The 16,175-nt window shown below is 49.3% G+C and carries 18 protein-coding genes and 1 pseudogene; 14 read left to right on the forward strand and 5 right to left on the reverse strand.

Translation table 11 applies throughout. The annotated features are described in order from the left end of the window. Positions 1-506 (forward strand): hypothetical protein (locus tag TCARDRAFT_RS15825; protein WP_007289780.1); only part of this gene is annotated, 506 nt, incomplete at its 5' end. Positions 507-537: 31 nt separating this feature from the next. Here the strand turns inward: TCARDRAFT_RS15825 and TCARDRAFT_RS09540 are convergent. After that, positions 538-750: a hypothetical protein gene (locus TCARDRAFT_RS09540; RefSeq protein ID WP_050769621.1), complete on the reverse strand. Its 213-nt coding sequence runs from the start codon at positions 748-750 to the stop codon at positions 538-540. Between the two features lie 80 nt (positions 751-830). Then, the gene (locus TCARDRAFT_RS09545) at positions 831-1,154 is read right to left on the reverse strand and encodes a hypothetical protein (protein ID WP_007289782.1); all 324 of its coding nucleotides are present in this window, start codon (positions 1,152-1,154) and stop codon (positions 831-833) included. A gap of 476 nt (positions 1,155-1,630) precedes the next feature. On the opposite strand from TCARDRAFT_RS09545, the gene TCARDRAFT_RS09550 reads away from it, so the two are divergent. From TCARDRAFT_RS09550 to TCARDRAFT_RS09560, 3 genes are all read left to right on the forward strand, one after another. Next, on the forward strand, positions 1,631-2,044 hold the full coding sequence (locus tag TCARDRAFT_RS09550; RefSeq protein ID WP_007289783.1) for a hypothetical protein: 414 nt from the start codon (positions 1,631-1,633) through the stop codon (positions 2,042-2,044). A gap of 80 nt (positions 2,045-2,124) precedes the next feature. Beyond that, the gene (locus TCARDRAFT_RS09555; RefSeq protein WP_007289840.1) at positions 2,125-2,379 is read left to right on the forward strand and encodes a hypothetical protein; all 255 of its coding nucleotides are present in this window, start codon (positions 2,125-2,127) and stop codon (positions 2,377-2,379) included. A 24-nt stretch (positions 2,380-2,403) separates the two neighbouring features. Further along, positions 2,404-2,655: a hypothetical protein gene (locus TCARDRAFT_RS09560; RefSeq protein ID WP_007289841.1), complete on the forward strand. Its 252-nt coding sequence runs from the start codon at positions 2,404-2,406 to the stop codon at positions 2,653-2,655. A 76-nt stretch (positions 2,656-2,731) separates the two neighbouring features. Here TCARDRAFT_RS09560 and uraA read toward each other — a convergent pair whose 3' ends face one another. Next, positions 2,732-3,994: a uracil permease gene (gene uraA, locus TCARDRAFT_RS09565; RefSeq protein ID WP_040683294.1), complete on the reverse strand. Its 1,263-nt coding sequence runs from the start codon at positions 3,992-3,994 to the stop codon at positions 2,732-2,734. A 365-nt stretch (positions 3,995-4,359) separates the two neighbouring features. Between uraA and TCARDRAFT_RS09570 the strand changes: the two genes are divergently transcribed. From TCARDRAFT_RS09570 to TCARDRAFT_RS09615, 10 genes and pseudogenes are all read left to right on the forward strand, one after another. Beyond that, positions 4,360-4,755: a class II SORL domain-containing protein gene (locus TCARDRAFT_RS09570; RefSeq protein WP_007289785.1), complete on the forward strand. Its 396-nt coding sequence runs from the start codon at positions 4,360-4,362 to the stop codon at positions 4,753-4,755. A gap of 113 nt (positions 4,756-4,868) precedes the next feature. Next, positions 4,869-5,309: a hypothetical protein gene (locus tag TCARDRAFT_RS09575; RefSeq protein WP_040683287.1), complete on the forward strand. Its 441-nt coding sequence runs from the start codon at positions 4,869-4,871 to the stop codon at positions 5,307-5,309. 84 nt (positions 5,310-5,393) lie between these two features. After that, complete coding sequence (locus TCARDRAFT_RS09580; RefSeq protein ID WP_007289786.1) at positions 5,394-6,629, forward strand: aspartate kinase; 1,236 nt, start codon at positions 5,394-5,396, stop codon at positions 6,627-6,629. A 194-nt stretch (positions 6,630-6,823) separates the two neighbouring features. Continuing rightward, on the forward strand, positions 6,824-7,027 hold the full coding sequence (locus TCARDRAFT_RS09585; RefSeq protein ID WP_040683288.1) for an alpha/beta-type small acid-soluble spore protein: 204 nt from the start codon (positions 6,824-6,826) through the stop codon (positions 7,025-7,027). A 256-nt stretch (positions 7,028-7,283) separates the two neighbouring features. After that, positions 7,284-8,528, forward strand: a complete 1,245-nt coding sequence (locus TCARDRAFT_RS09590) for a pyridoxal phosphate-dependent aminotransferase (protein ID WP_007289787.1) — start codon at positions 7,284-7,286, stop codon at positions 8,526-8,528. Positions 8,529-8,653: 125 nt separating this feature from the next. Beyond that, positions 8,654-8,842 (forward strand): hypothetical protein, encoded by a 189-nt coding sequence (locus tag TCARDRAFT_RS09595; RefSeq protein WP_040683289.1) that lies wholly within the window; start codon positions 8,654-8,656, stop codon positions 8,840-8,842. Between the two features lie 137 nt (positions 8,843-8,979). Continuing rightward, a pseudogene (locus tag TCARDRAFT_RS09600) lies at positions 8,980-9,607 on the forward strand (DUF47 domain-containing protein). Continuing rightward, the gene (locus TCARDRAFT_RS09605) at positions 9,600-10,592 is read left to right on the forward strand and encodes an inorganic phosphate transporter (RefSeq protein WP_007289790.1); all 993 of its coding nucleotides are present in this window, start codon (positions 9,600-9,602) and stop codon (positions 10,590-10,592) included. The pseudogene TCARDRAFT_RS09600 and the gene TCARDRAFT_RS09605 overlap by 8 nt, the downstream one beginning before the upstream one ends. A gap of 41 nt (positions 10,593-10,633) precedes the next feature. After that, positions 10,634-11,515 carry a DMT family transporter gene (locus TCARDRAFT_RS09610; RefSeq protein ID WP_007289791.1) on the forward strand — a complete coding sequence of 294 codons (882 nt, stop codon included), beginning with the start codon at positions 10,634-10,636 and terminating at the stop codon, positions 11,513-11,515. 89 nt (positions 11,516-11,604) lie between these two features. Further along, positions 11,605-13,266: a nucleoside kinase gene (locus TCARDRAFT_RS09615; RefSeq protein WP_007289792.1), complete on the forward strand. Its 1,662-nt coding sequence runs from the start codon at positions 11,605-11,607 to the stop codon at positions 13,264-13,266. A gap of 44 nt (positions 13,267-13,310) precedes the next feature. Here TCARDRAFT_RS09615 and TCARDRAFT_RS09620 read toward each other — a convergent pair whose 3' ends face one another. Further along, on the reverse strand, positions 13,311-14,663 hold the full coding sequence (locus TCARDRAFT_RS09620) for a pyruvate carboxylase subunit B (protein WP_007289793.1): 1,353 nt from the start codon (positions 14,661-14,663) through the stop codon (positions 13,311-13,313). 123 nt (positions 14,664-14,786) lie between these two features. Then, entirely contained in the window at positions 14,787-16,175 is a 1,389-nt protein-coding gene (locus TCARDRAFT_RS09625; RefSeq protein WP_007289794.1) for a [Fe-Fe] hydrogenase large subunit C-terminal domain-containing protein, read from the reverse strand.

Consider the following 16,175-nt stretch of genomic DNA (forward strand, 5'->3'; position numbering starts at 1 on the left):
GTCGTTGGGTATATTGGACGTGTGTAGCGCTGGCGGTGGTAATTGCGGTTGTCGCCTGGGCATATCTGCACAAGCCGCCGCCAGTCACCGTTATGGCGCAAGAAGAGGTGCGGGACCCGGTGCAGGTGGCGCAAAAAATAGACGTGCCGCAGTCTGTCGCCCGGGAGATTGTCCGCGAGGTGCAGGTTGTCACGCAGACACCGCCGGCCGCGACGTATACGGTGCAGGCAACGGATACGAAAAAAGCTGCCCAGATGGTTGAGCAGCAGATAAAACTTGACAAAGCACCGGTCTCGTTGCCGCCGGCGGATAAAACGATTGTGACGCCGCGCGAGCAAAAGGTGGACGTGTACCGTATTACGCTTGACAAACCGCGCGCGGTCGGGGTGTACGCCAGCACAGAGAGTGTCGGCATTATGGCGCAGTACAAAAACATAATAGTATTCGGCGGACCCAAATACCAGGGTGGATATGAGATAGGGGCCGCCTACATGATTAGGTGGTAATTGCCGCTCCGAAAGGGGCGGCTTTTTTCTATTATTGTAACCAAATCATATGCAACACATCTTGATAGGCGTGCCAATGGTTTTCCACCATTTCCATGAGGTTGTCGCGCATAGTGCCTGTCGCCTGTTCCATGGCGTCAAGAGCAGTATGCAACAATTCCAACTGCTCAATGGCTTCCTGATGAAGAAGCTGCATATGATCGACATCCATGGCCAGCGGCTTGCGCTCACGCCATTTTCGCATGGGCATCAATCCTCCTTTCCAGGGGACTTACCACATTCTATGCAGTGAGGGCAGAGAGCGCGCTAGCGGCAATGTGGTCTTTACGATTTATATGGCGCGATGAACCGCAGCATTCGGAGCGGAATATGCATAGATACTGGGCGGCGGCCCAGGCACACGTTGACAATGATAAAGTCACAGCCTACATAGCATAGGGTGCCGCAAAAAGACTCGCGGCCGCAGATGCGAGCATCGACCGAGAAGATAATTTCGTCGCCTAACATGCAAAGAATGCGGTCTTTAAATGTATCTAGTGCAAAGTCCATCATTTTATAGGGCATATGTTCATCACAGACCATATCTTTCCCCGGGTACTCGCAACAGGTTTCATGCTCAGGATACCAATGCGGGTACTTTCTTTCCATAAACAAAAGCAGCCTCCTTTATTTATAGTTTGAAAAATGTTAAAATGAAAGGGATCTATCTGCTACATCATATGCGTGTTTGCAACATAATGCTACCGCCCGTAAACATTTTGGGGGGAGAAAAATGCCGAGTTGGCTTAACTATGAACGCATTGTATACGTCCTGCTCACGGCAACGGCTATCCTATGGGGCGGCCCGTGACTGCTAAATATACGGTCGGTGAACTCTCGCCAATAACAACTGCTTTTTTTCGGTTTGCGAAAGCCTTGCCTACGGTTCGCCAGTTGCCGTGGTTGCTAGCTTTGGGAATGACAGGAATATTTCTATGGCTTTTGCCGCTCTTTTTTTGCACGAGCGGCTTGTTTGACCGCAGCTACTTGGGGCTGCTATGATTATTGCCGGTGTTTGGCTGATAACCCAAACGGGGGCAGTAGCAGGCCGGCTGGTTGAAAATGAGACTTAGGAGGGATGATAAATGTTAATCTTGATGCTTATCATCGTTATTATCGGTATTGCTTTATTTATGATGATGCGTCCTCGCCAAACGCCGGAAAATAGTGTGGCTGCGCAGCCGCAGTATGAAGCACCCGGGCATGGCGGCTTTAATAGAGTGGGCGGGATGCTGACCGGGCTAATTCTTGGTTATTTGCTAAGTCAACATCTTATTACGCCTGAGCAGCACGAGACGTGGCGCAATATGAACAGCGACGAGTTGCGGGAAACACTGGCCAATCAGGGTATTCTAAGTGAACGCCAATTTGACATGCTGGTTGACCAGGCGAATGCCGGCGGCTTTGATGACACTTATTTTGCGGCGGCTGACAGTTGGGACGCTGGTCAAGCATTTGATAACTTTGATGATTTTGATGGCGATAGTTTCGATGTTTGAAAAATTTAAGGACGCAGCAGGAAATCGCACCGTGGTCGCAAAATAATAATTGTTATGTTTTGAAGAGGTGCATCTAGTTAGTGAATATTAGTTATGCGGTTTGGGGCGTTTTCTTTGGCTGGCTGTTGATGCCTAGCTGGCGTAAGCGCAGTTTTCGGGCACTCACGCCGCTTCTAGCGTATGCTACGGCATTAGTGGCCGGAGCTGCCGTCACGTATTTTTTTCACATGCAGCGGCAGACTTGGTTTTTTATTGTCGGTATGATTAGCCAGTTTTTGACGTTTCTGCTTGCACATGCTGCTCGCACGGTCTGGTGGAAAATCAAAAATCGTTAAGATGGTATTGGGTGGGGAGATGGCATGGATTTAGTCAAATACGGTAACGTTATCTTACTTGGCTTTCTAGTGTGGCTGCTCATTGCTCCGCGCGCCGGCAGTCCACAATACAGCGAGTCTTTCTTGGCTTACATGGTGGCACTGCTTTTCTCGCTCATTGGCAGTTCGGAAATCATGATGGTTAAGCCGGTGGCGTTTTTCTTCACAATTGGCGGCGTGTTTGCATTTTGTTATATTGTAGCGAGTTCCGCTATTCGCGTTGGATTGCGCAAATAACTTCTTTTAACAAGGCAAAAAAAAAAATTAAACCGCTCGTGTTGGCGAGCGGTTTAATTTTTAGACGCTAAACCTATTAATTTTCTTGTTTAAGGTCGTTAGTCAATCCAAGCATATCCAGAACCTTGAAGCATAAACTGAGAATTATGGATACAACCGTAGCCAGGGCCATGCCTTTCATTGCGACAGACCCGATCGTAATTTGGGCGCCACTGACGCCGATAATCAGGACTACTGACGTCAGGATCAAGTTGCGGGCGCTGCTATAGTCCACCTTAGCTTCAACCAGGATGCGGATGCCGGAAGCGGCAATGACACCGAACAGCAGCAGGGATACGCCGCCCATTACGGGTACCGGAATACTCTGAATGGCGGCTGCCAGTTTACCCACGAAGGAGAGAATGATAGCGATTACTGCGGCAAACCCGATAACCCAGACGCTGTAGACTTTGGTAATGGCCATAACACCAATGTTTTCACCATAGGTAGTATTAGGTGTGGAACCGAAGAAGCCGGACAGCATCGTTGACAAGCCGTTACCCAGCAGTGAGCGGTGCAGGCCGGGGTTTTTTGCGAGATCGCGGCCGACAATATTGCCAGTTACAATAAGGTGGCCAATGTGCTCGGCAATAACGACCAGGGCAGCGGGAGCAATGATCGCAATGGCACTGGGGTTAAATTCGGGGGTGTAGATAGGCGGTACGGCTAACCAAGGCGCTTTGGCAATACCGCTCAGGTCAACTAGTCCCATTACAAAGGCCAGGGCGTAGCCGGCTATTATGCCGATGAGAATAGGAATTACGGCCAAAAAGCCGCGGAACAGAACCGAGCCGAGGATAGTAACCACCAGCGTGAAGATTGAAACGGCGATGATTTTGGGGTCGGGGTTCTTTGCCGTCAGCCCTGCCATTTCGGCCGCAACCGGCGCCAACTCCAGACCGATGACCGCTACGATGGCTCCCATGGCGGCCGGCGGAAAAACAACGTCGATCCATTTAGTGCCAATGACACCGATACTAATGGCTACAAGGGAAAAGATAGCACCAACGGCGATGAACCCGCTTAGGGCGGCAGGGTATCCGTACTGAGGCAATACAACAAAGACGGGGGAGATAAAGGCGAAGCTTGACCCCAGATAAGCGGGAATTTTGCCTTGGCAAATCAGCAGGTATAAAATGGTGCCGATGCCGTTGAAAAGCAGGATCGTTGCCGGGTTGACCTTAAATAAAATGGGTACCAGGACGGTTGCACCAAACATGGCGAAGAGGTGCTGCAGGCTGAGAGGAAGGGTCTGCATAATGGGAAGCTTTTCGTCGACTTGAATTTCGCGTCTCATAATTTTTCCTCCTTTTGTACCTTTGGCACACAATAAAGCCTCTTACCGGAGTAAGAGGCTTAAAGGTCACTAAGGCACAGTAGGCCCGTCCTTATTGTGCACCTTATTAGTCTCTCCGGACTAATTTAAAGGTTTTTCTTAAATTTATCATAAACCACGTCATTTGTCTATAGGTTTTGGCGAAAAACTCTTACTCGCCATTAGTCTTTCCTTTTTTAGTGATAGATATTAATTTAATATAAAGAAAAGTTATTAATAAAATAATATAATTAATAATAAATTTTTATTAGCTTTTGCAGGAATTTTTTAAACACCGAAAAATTATAATAATATATACAAATCGTTCCAGCGAAGGAGGAATTTGCGCTATGAAGTTTGTTGATATTGTGCAAAGTGCGGACTGGAAGGCCGAAAAACATGTTCCGGTAATTGACGCCCCGGCTATAGTCAAAGCTGGCGAAAAAGTGACCATTGAAGTGGGGGTAAGTAAGGAAATCGCTCATCCTAACACTACGGAGCATCATATCCGTTGGATTAAGCTTTATTTCAAGCCGGAAAACGGTAAGTTTGCCTATGAGTTGGCCAACTTTGAATTTAATGCTCATGGCGAATCGGGTGAAGGTCCCAATAAGGGCCCCGCTTATAGTGAACCTTTCGGCAAGGTAGTGGTAAAACTAGGCGGTTCCGGTACGCTCCTTGCAACGGCCTACTGCAACATTCACGGCTTGTGGGAAAGTTCCCACGAAATCAAAGTAGAAGCGTAAACTGCTAATTTTGTATGCAAGTCTCGGTGTTCCGCCGGGACTTTTCTATTTTGAATACCGGCAGAGCTTGCCAGGGAAACAATTTGCCGCAATCCTGCAGGGGGGGAGGAAAAATGCCCAAGCTGCTTTTGTTTATTGCGCTCTGTTCCTTTGTCTGGAACTACTCCATTCCAAAGCGGTACTGGTGTTATGAGCAGGGAATAGGCCGATGCGGCCGCCGGCTCTTTAGGCTAATGTTCCTCCGTTTTGCCACCAAAGTAGGCGCCAAAACGGCCCGGTGGACGGCATTAACCATCTTGTTTGTCGCTTGGCTAATTTTGGCATTTTATTGTGTTGCCGTCACAGCCTATTTTTCGGCCTGGGGTTTAAAAATGGTGGCATTGTTTACGGCCGTGTTAGCTACGGTATCTTTCGTTCAGGATTATGCCCAAGCATACAGCAGTTTTACTGAATGGTGTTACAGCCAGGAGGATAATGTCTTATTTTTGGCCAAAGGGTGTTGGGAAATTGTTTTGGGTGGTTTGGTCTTGGTTCAGACATTTTTACAAATGTAATGTTCACCACAGAGAGGATTTTGTTCGCCTACGAAGAATAGATATAGAAAGACAAGCAACTAAATGCGGCTAAGGAGGATGAAAATGGCGCTAATTGTCAAAAAATTTGGCGGTAGCTCTGTGGCGACACCGGAAAAAATAATGGCTGTAGCTAAAAGGGTAATACGGGAAAAAGGGCCTGAAGATAGAATTGTCGTGGTAGTATCCGCAATGGGGGATACTACCGATGAACTCATTGACCTAGCCCGGAAGATTGACGAGGGCGCCGACGGGCGGGAGATGGATATGCTATTAGCGACGGGTGAGCAGGTGTCAATTGCTCTCTTGGCGATGGCTCTGCGAAGGCTTGGACATCCTGCTGTTTCTCTAACCGGGGGACAGGCTGGCATCATGACCAGTAATCACCACCGGAAGGCAAAAATTATTGATATTAAGCCGGAGCGGGTATTAGCCGAATTGGCACAGGGCAAAATTGTGGTAGTCGCCGGATTTCAAGGGGTGACTGCATCAGGGGATATTACGACCCTTGGTCGGGGCGGCTCTGATACTACGGCGGTGGCCTTGGCCGGCGCTCTTAAAGCTGATGTCTGTGAAATATTTACGGATGTGGAGGGCGTATATTCGGCCGATCCCCGCGTCGTAGGTAGTGCTCGGCGAATGCAGGAAATTACTTATCGCGAAATGCTGGAGATGGCCCGCCTGGGTGCGGTTGTTATGCAACCCCGCGCAGTAGAAATGGGGAGCCATTACCAGGTGCCAATTCATGTCCGCTCAACATTTACTGACAAACCCGGAACATTTATCAGGGAGGGATATACTATGGAAGAAAAAGAATTTGTAATTCGTGGGGTGACCCATGATACTAACGTTGTCAAGATCGCCGTTCTTGGCGTACCGGACAGACCGGGTGTTGCCTACAAGATATTTTCGGCTTTGGCTAAAGCCAATATTGATGTGGACATGATTGTCCAGAGCATTCGCAACGCCGATAAAAATATCAACGACATTGTCTTTACCATAACGAAACCTGACTTACCTCAGGCAAAGGCGATTATTACGGAAGTAGGTAAAGAATTGGGCGTAATGGGAATTGTCGTTGAAGAAAATGTAGCAAAAGTATCTGTTGTCGGCGCTGGCATGTTAGGTAATCCCGGTATTGCGTCCACCATGTTTGGGGCCTTGGCTGACGCCGGGATTAACATTGAAGTAATCAGTACTTCGGAAATTAGCATTTCCTGCCTGGTGCGGGCCGACCGCGTTAAAGATGCGGTTAATGCTATCCATGCCCGCTTTTTCCCCGAAGAGCGGGAGACACATTAGCAAAAACTCAGCTAACCTAACTTTAGCGCCTGGTGTCGAGGCGCCGTTTTTTTTTACCCAATTTTGTCTACCTTGCGGCGGCCCGCTTGCACAGTCGTTAGTTTTTTGCGCCAATATTTACATTGTATTTGATTGTCGGAATACGGTCATGATATTAACGGGTACCAAATACTTTGAAATGGAGGGTTTGTCGAATGGCTAGGAGCAGAAAACCGGTTAATCCCAATGCCCAAAAGGCCCTTGACCAACTGAAGTTGGAAGTTGCCAACGAGCTCGGCCTGAAAGACTACCAGAACCGTTACAAAGGTGCCCTTACCTCCGCTGATAATGGCCGTGTTGGTGGTCACATGGTTCGCAAAATGATTGAAGCCCAAGAGAGTAAATTTACCGGCCAATAACGTTGCTGCTAGTGCAAAAGCAGGCTGTTTTCAGCCTGCTTTTGCCATACATAAAAACATTGCCGAGAGGAAATTTCCACCCAAGGGAACATATAATTAAACAAGTACATTCGGTATCCCTTTTTTGCACAATCTATACTCGAGCGTTGCCAACGATTTCCCGGGAAATAGGTAGACCGGACAATCGCCAAAGCAGGAATTTGACTGACATTACCAGAATATCTAATGGAAATAAACAACTTGGGGAGGAAAGAGTATGACGTTGAGTCTTGCTGCTTCGCATGCCAAAGGCAAATTCGGGTTGGACAAAATCATGGCGGCCAGTGCTGCCGCGAATAAGGCGATCGCTCAGTATGGCCGGGAAAATATCATCAATGCTACCATCGGGGCTATTTTAGATGATAATGAAAACCTGGTGTGCCTGCCGACGGCGGAAAAAGTCTTCCGCACACTGCCAATTACGGAAGTTATTAACTACGCGCCTATCAGCGGCCTGCCCGAGTATTTGGAGGCCGCTATTGACGTCACTTTCGCCGCTAACCGCCCTGATGCGTACATAAAGGCTATTGCCACTTCCGGTGGTTCGGGCTGTATCCATCATGTCGTACACAATTATTCCGAGATTGGCGACACCGTTCTTACGTCAGACTGGCATTGGGGACCGTACAGTGTTTTTTGCAAGGACGCTATGCGCAAGCTGGAGACTTACGAGCTGTTTGACGCAGAACAAAAATTTAACATCCGGTCGTTTGCGGAGAAAGTGCAAGCCCTTTTGGCCAAACAAAACAGTTTGATTATTATTCTGAATACTCCTGCGCACAATCCGACCGGCTATAGCCTGTCGGACAGCGAGTGGGACCAGGTGCTGGATTGTCTTAAAGAATGTGCCAAAGATACAGCCAAACGCATTGTTCTGGTTGTTGACATCGCTTATTTGGATTTTGCCGGCGAAAAGAACGAGGCACGCGCCTTTATGAAAAAGCTCGGCGGATTGCCGCCCAACCTTTTGACTATTTTGGCCTTCAGCATGTCTAAAGGCTATACTATGTACGGCCAGCGTACCGGTGCGATGATTGGCGTTACTTCCAGCCAGGAAGTGGCCAAAGAATTTGAAGATATTAACGGTTATGCCAGCCGCGCTACCTGGTCAAGTATAAACCGCGGCTGCCAACGGCTGCTTGTCACTATTCACAAAGACAAAGAACTAGAAGCGCAGTTGGAACAGGAACGCAATTTCTATTACCGGCTGATTCAAGAACGTGCTGCTATCTTTACTCGTGAAGCCAAAGAAGTTAACCTTAACATGTTACCTTATATTGCTGGCTTTTTCCTGACCATCCCGGCCAAAAATCCGGATGCCGTCTGTGATAAGCTCCATGAGGATAAGGTATTTGCTGTACCGCTGGGCAAAGGGGTGCGTATTGCGGTCTGCGCCGTTCCGTCGAAAAAGATAACCGGTCTGGCGGCCAAAGTGGCTAAGGCAATGGCAGCCGTCGACTAGAATTGAATATCTTAAATCAAAAAGTCGGGGATACCCCGACTTTTTGATTTAAAACACGATCTATCAGAAATTTCCTTCAGTGACAGTTGGTAAATTGGGAACAATAAATACAAGGAGGCGATAAGATGGGATATCATAATAATAACTGGATTGACGATACTGTCTGGGAATTTCCACGTACTGGTTTTTGGCTTATTCACATCTTGGGTGCGGCTTTTGTGTTTTTAGCCGGCATGCGTTTTGCTTTGCGGCGAGCGCCAATCTGGCCGGTATTGATTTTTCGCTTGTTTCGCCTGATGAAGGGGCGCAGCTAATATTTTTTATAAGCGCGGGTGATTTTAGCCCGCTTTTTTTATTTTTCCAATTGTCTATCTTTGGTTCAAAATATAGTAAATTACCTTTTTTTCCGGTATACTGTTGATGGATATGCATTTTACGGGAGGATAAAGCAATGTTTAGCTTAAAACCTAAAGAGGACAAGTTCTTCGAGCTATTCGCCGAGAGTACACGTGTCCTGCGGCGGGGCGCCTACCTGCTTAAAGATAGCCTGAATGACCATGAGAATATTCTGAAAAAAATGGATGTCATGTCTGACCTTGAACACGAGGCTGATGAAATTAACGACGCCATTATTGACAAGCTCAACCGCACCTTCATCACGCCGTTAGATCGCGAGGATATTTACTCTCTGGCGACGATGCTCGACGATGTTGTCGATTTTTTGCAGGGAACGATTGAGCGCATGGTGCTGTACCGCACTGGGAAACCGACCGCCGGCGCGATTGAATTAGCCCGGTTATTGGCCGACTGCACCGATGAACTTGTTAAAGCCTTCGATCTACTTAGGAAATATTAAGGGTAATCAGCATAAAATATTAGACCACACGCGAAAAATCGTGGTGCTGGAAAGCGAAGGCGACCGTATTTACCGACAGGAAGTTGCCCATCTATTTACCCATTGCGTTGATCCAATCGAAATAATTAAATGGAAAGAAGTGCTTGAACACCTGGAGGGAGCTCTCGACCATTGCGAGAGTATTGCCGATCTTTTGCGGGGCGTGGTAATGAAATATGCTTGATGTTTTGATGATTACTGTCGTTATTCTTGCCCTTGCGTTTGACTACATAAACGGTTTTCACGACACGGCAAACGCCATTGCCACTTCGGTATCTACCCGGGCGTTAACGCCCCGGGCTGCTGTCTGGCTGGCCGCTTTCCTCAACTTTCTCGGTGCCATGTATAGTACAGGGGTAGCCAAAACGATTGGTGGCGATATTGTCAAGTCAGCCCAGATGGTTAATGAACCGATTATCATTGCCGCCCTGGTTGGGGCCATATTCTGGAATTTGTTGACGTGGTGGCTGGGGATACCTAGCAGTTCGTCCCATGCGCTGATAGGCGGCGTCATGGGCGCGGTGCTGATGGCGCGCGGGGTTGATGCCCTAAAAGTCCAGGGGATTATAAAAATTGTCGCCTCGCTGGTCTTTTCGCCGATCGTTGCCATGCTAACCGGTTTGGTCATTATGATCGGCCTACTGTGGATTTTCGGCCGCATGGCGCCGTCGCGCATAAATGCCGGTTTTAAACGGATGCAGATTTTGTCTGCGACGTTGATGTCTTTCTCGCACGGTTCAAATGATGCGCAAAAAGCGATGGGCATTATCACGCTCAGTCTTGTCAGTGCCGGTTATCTTCCCACGTTAGAAGTCCCGACATGGGTTAAACTTGCTGCCGCAACGGCCATGGGTCTAGGGACGGCAGCAGGCGGCTGGCGTATTATCCGCACAATGGGCGGCAAAATCTTCAAGCTTGAACCGATCAGCGGCTTTGCCGCCGATTTGAATTCAGCAGCCGTCATCTTCGGGGCAACGCTACTGCATCTTCCGGTCAGTACTACCCATGTCGTGTCCGGCTCCATCATGGGGGTGGGCGCGGCTAAGCGGATTAGTGCCGTACGGTGGGGGGTAGCGCAACAGATGGTCATGGCCTGGGTGCTAACTATTCCACTGTCAGCTTTGGTCAGTGCTTTAACTTACAAAATCATCGCCGTATTGTTTCTTTAAGCCTGGTTGACGGGCTTCTTTTTTTACACAGGGAGGGGCCAATGAAGAACTGGTTCGGCTATTTTTTGGTGCTGCTAGGCGCGGCTGCGTTCGCTGCTTCATCGGTAGTTATCAAATTTACTTATTTAACGGGATTAGAGCCGTTGCCGGTGCTGGTCATCCAGAATCTTGTTGCGACTACGTTGGCATGGGGGTGGGTACTGATCAACAAGAAAAAGGCGACCATTCCCCGCGCATTATGGTTGCCGATGGCTGCGCAGGGCGCGATCGGCGGTTTTTTCACTTCCATACTGTTTTATACGGCGCTGGATATTTTAGGGGCCGCGCTGGCTACGCTGCTCATTTTTACCTATCCGGCCTTTGTTGCCTTGTATAACAAATTATTTAGACAGGTAAAACTGACCGCTGTGCAGGTGGTTGCACTGGTCCTGGCTCTAATCGGTCTGATTTTCAGCGTCGATCTTTTTCATTCCCAGTGGACGGTTACAGACCGGTGGGCGCTGCTGTTAGGATTGGGTTCGGCTGTAACTAATGCCTTTCTTACTTTAAATGGCGAACGGCTGCTTGCGGTGGTGGATACTTTTGTTGTGACCGCGTGGTCTTTCACCTTTTGCACCCTCATGCTGCTTATCGTCTATCGACCGGTCTGGTTGACGGCTATAGACTTGTCCGGCTTGCAATTTGGCTTAATTTTCGTCGGGGCCGTGCTTTTGTTGGCTCCGGTAGTTATATACCTTGCCGGGTTGAGACGCATCGGCGCCGGCATAGCCTCGATTATTAGTACGGCTGAGATACCTATTACCCTGGTCCTGGCTTGGCTGTTTTTACATGAAACCATGAATGAGTGGCAAATATTCGGCGGGATGTTGATTACCCTAAGTGTTGTTCTCTTATACTATTATGGCAACCGCCCGAACAGGTAAACATATCAGAGGAATTTTTTACAGTGCCGCAAAATATCTTTTCATACATACCTGTGTCAGGGTAAATTTGCGTGCAGGGAGGCGACCAGATGTCAGACTGGATAGAGGTTCGTTTCATTAATGGAGACAAGCGGCGATATCCCAAGGAAACTACGCTGTTAGCGATAAGCCGCGAACGCGCTGCTTTTTATACCAGCCCTATTGTAGCGGCAAAAGTGAATAACGATATAAAGGACCTCCAAACTGAAATAAATGACGATTGTTTGGTAGATTTTATTGATCTGAGGTCAGAGGAAGGCATTCGGGTATATCAGCGCAGCCTTGTTTTTGTGATGGTTGCCGCCGCCCGGGATTTGTTTCCCGATGGTGAAGTGACGGTAGAGCATTCCCTTAGCAAAGGACTATACTGTGAACTTAATATTGGTCGTGCGGTGACACCTGAAGACATCGAACGGTTGGAAGTACGGATGAGGCAGATTGTGGCCGAGGACCGTCCCATTGTCCGCAAAAGCTATCAGCTGCAGGAAGCTATTCGGTTATTTGAAGCAGCTGGCCAGACGGAAAAGGTCAAACTGTTAGGCCAGCTAAAGCGTGAACGGGTAAGCATTTACTATTGTGGCGACGTATATGATTATTTTTACGGGACAATGGCGCCCTCGACCGGGTGTTTGCAGGTATTTGGCCTGTTGTTCCATCCTCCCGGGTTTTTGCTTAGGTTTCCGGAAAAAGACCATCCTGATAAACTGCCAGAATTTGTTCCTCAGCCCAAGTTGGCGGCCATATTCCAGGAAGCCGAGCAATGGGGGAAAATTCTGCGTTGCGGCTATGTCGCCACCCTCAACGACTGTATTCGTAACGGGCAGATTGCCGATATTATCCGCATTGCCGAAGCACTGCACGAGAAGAAAATTGCCCAAATCGCCGATTTTGTGTCTGAGCATCGTGGAAAAGTACGCGTTATCCTGGTTGCCGGACCGTCGTCTTCCGGTAAAACGACTTTTGCCCATCGGTTAAATATTCAGCTCCGGGTGAATGGGGTCTGGCCTGTACCAATATCGTTGGACGATTACTTTGTTGACCGGGCGCATACGCCGCGGGATGAAAAGGGCGACTATGACTTTGAAGCCATCGAAGCCATCGACTTGGAGCTCTTTAATGAACATCTTACCCGGCTGCTCAGCGGGGACGAAGTGAAGATCCCGTCGTATAATTTTGTAACCGGACAACGGGAATACCGCGGCCGCAAAATCCGGATTGACAAAGACCAGCCGCTTATTATTGAAGGCATTCATGGCCTGAATGAGCGGCTTACCAGCGCCGTACCCCGCGAGCAGAAAGTTAAGATTTATATCAGTGCGCTGACGCAGCTTTCCATCGATAATCATAACCGTATTCCCACGACCGACACGCGCCTGATTCGCCGTATTGTTCGCGACAGTCAGTTTCGTGCCCATGATGCCCTCAATACACTCAAGTTATGGTCATCGGTGCGCCGGGGGGAAGAACGCAACATCTTCCCGTTCCAGGAAGAAGCGGATGTTATGTTTAACTCGGCTCTCATTTATGAATTGGCCGTGCTAAAAAAATACGCTGAGCCCCTCCTTGAACAAATTGGCCCTGAGCACGAGGTATATTCCGAGGCGCGGAGGCTGCTCAACTTTCTGGCATACTTTGCCCCGGTCGACGATGACGAAGTTCCGCTCAACTCGATTTTACGGGAATTTATTGGCAAGTCTTGTTTTTACAAATAAGGACAGCAAAAGGCCTCCGGCGATTGTGTCGGAGGCCTTGATTATTATTTACGGTTGGTTTCAAAGAATTTGAGGGCTACTTCGGGGAAGAGGGCATAAGACAGGACATCTTCTACTGACGCGTTGGGGTAGCCTTTTTCCGCCAGTTCTTGGCGCAGGCTGTCCATTTGGGGTGGAATGTCATCGGCCGGACGGTGGGTGATAATGGGTTCGTCGCCGACGATCATTTTGACAAATTCAGGATCGATCGGCGCCGGTGTACGCCCATATTTACCGCGTACCAAGTCTTTAACTTCCCGCGGGACAATCTTATAACGGCCCAGCATGACGTTAAAGGCCGCCATGGAACCCGTAATTTGGCTAGTGGGAGTAACGAGCGGCGGATAGCCAAGCTCGGCGCGGACGCGTGGCATTTCCTCCAGTAGTTCAGGATACTTATCAGCCATGCCCTGCTCTTTCATCTGGTTAAGGAGGTTGGATAGCATGCCGCCCGGGATTTGGAAGGTCAACACTTTGGTATCAATATCGATAGCGGTATTCAACTTGAAGGTTTCCGCCAACTGTTTTTTCACGGCACGGAAGTGATCGGCGATGGGGAAAAGTTGTTCTTTTTTGATGCCGGTATCGCGGTCGGTTCCTTCAAGAGCGGCAACAATCGCCTCGGTAGCCGGTTGGGAAGTACCTAAGGCAAAGGGTGAAAGGGCGCAGTCAATGATATCTACGCCGGCTTCAATTGCTTTCAGGTAGGTCATGGAAGCCATTCCGCTGGTATAGTGGGTATGCAGATGGATGGGTACATTGATGTCGGCTTTCAGGGTTTTGACAAGATCGTAGGCCACATAGGGGGCCAACAAGCCGGACATGTCTTTGATACAAATTGAGTCAGCGCCAAGCTGAACCAAGTCTTTAGCTACCTTTAGGAAGCTTTCTTTGTCATGGTAGGGACTGATGGTGTAGACAAAAGCGCCTTGGACATGAGCGCCAGCCTCTTTTGCTGCTCGCATGGCCACTTCCAGGTTACGCACGTCATTGAGGGCGTCAAAGATCCGGATGACGCCAACGCCGTTCTCGACAGCGCGGAAAACAAATTCTCTAACAACGTCGTCGGCATAATGATTATAGCCAAGGACGTTTTGGCCGCGCAGCAGCATCTGAATAGGCGTCTTTTTCAGGTGCTTTTTCAGGGTGCGCAGGCGCTCCCAGGGGTCTTCGTTCAAGAAGCGCAGGCAACTGTCGAAAGTGGCGCCGCCCCAGGCTTCAATGGCCCAGTAGCCGACATTGTCCAGTTGTTCCAGCACGGGCAGCATGTCTGAGGTCCGCATCCTGGTGGCTGCCAGCGACTGATGCCCGTCGCGCAGCACTGTTTCTACGATTTTAACAGGTCGTTTATTCGACATCGCTATCCTCCTTCAGGTTTCAAATACTTTACAAAAATAATAGCAAATTTTTGGATTTTTAGCCATATCATTCTCTTAACAATATGAAAAAAATATACTGTATACAATGCCTCTGGGGAATTACTACGAATTCCCGGTTAGTTTGCGCGCTAACAATACAGACATCGGGCCTTCACCGGTCAGCTCGGGCAACTGTTTGTGGCCTAAACGCGCCAAAATGGCGTAAACATGCGGGTTTTCTACCGGTGTTTGGGCATGAGAGACACTGCCGTAACTATTGACATATGCGGTTCCCTCTTCCGGCGGTATCAGCCGGCCCGGTCCGCCGACACAACCGCCCTTGCAGGCCATACCTTCAATGAAATTGGCGTCGAGTTGGCCGGTCTTAATGCGATCTAGCACCTTTTGGCAGTCCGGGATACCGTCGACTTTAACTGGTTTAAAGTTTTCCGCCCGTCGCGGTACGAGCGCTTTGAGCGTACTGCCTACGGCACTACTGACGCCGCCGGTACGGCCGTAAATCCGGCCGCCCCATGAAGCTTGGGCGTTTTCTTCGTCCGGCTGGTCTTCTATGTTAATGCCCGCCGCCGCAAAAATGGTAGCCAACTCCTGAAATGTGAGAACAAAGTCGATGGCCCCTTTTAGATCAGGAAGTTGCGCTTCCGATTTTTTGGCCACACAGGGCCCGATAAAGACGACTTTTGCTTCAGGCTGCAGCGCTTTGATGACCCGACCGGAGGCAATCATGGGGGAAACGGAAGGAGAAATGCGGTCGATTAGTTCGGGAAAACGGCTTTCAATTAACTTAATCCAGACAGGGCAGCAGCAACTGGTAAGCATAAAGTCTGTTTCCGTTTGGACGAAGTGGTCGTATTCGAAGGCTTCTTTCATCGTAATCAAGTCGGCATACAGAGCCGTTTCGACCATGTCGGTAAAACCGAGTTTTAAAAGAGCAGAGCGGAGTTTGCCCGGGGTAACATTTGGGCCAAACTGTCCGGCAAAAGCGGGAGCGACGGATGCATAAACGGGGTGGGAACGCTGCCGTAGGATTTCGATGAGCGGCACAAACTGCGACTTGTGGGCCAGAGCACCAAAGTCGCAAACATCGACGCAGTGGCCGTCCCCGATGCATTTTTCGTAGTTGATGCGCAGGCGGCCAAGCTCGTCACGGGTAATGGCCGCGACCGGACAGGCCTTTTCGCAGGCGCGGTCGCCTTCCGGGCAAGAGCGGCAGGCATCCGGGTTGGCGACAACCACCGGTTCGCTGCCCATGCCCATCAGGGCTAGTTCGTCGTCTTCCGTTAGTACGGCAGCGTCATCATGGGGGTCAAGACCCATGGCAATCCGGATTTGGTTGGCCACCTGCCGCTGCGTTGCTTTGTCCTGGAATTCCTGCATGACGAGCCGGCAAATTTCTTCGCGTTGCTCAAACAGCTTGCCTTCCCAGGCTGCCTTCGCTACTTGGTAAAGAATGCGTGGTCTAATGTTCAAAGGTTTGGGTTGTTCTGCCAT

Origin of the sequence: Thermosinus carboxydivorans Nor1, assembly GCF_000169155.1 — a bacterium.
Lineage (GTDB): Bacteria > Bacillota > Negativicutes > Sporomusales > Thermosinaceae > Thermosinus > Thermosinus carboxydivorans.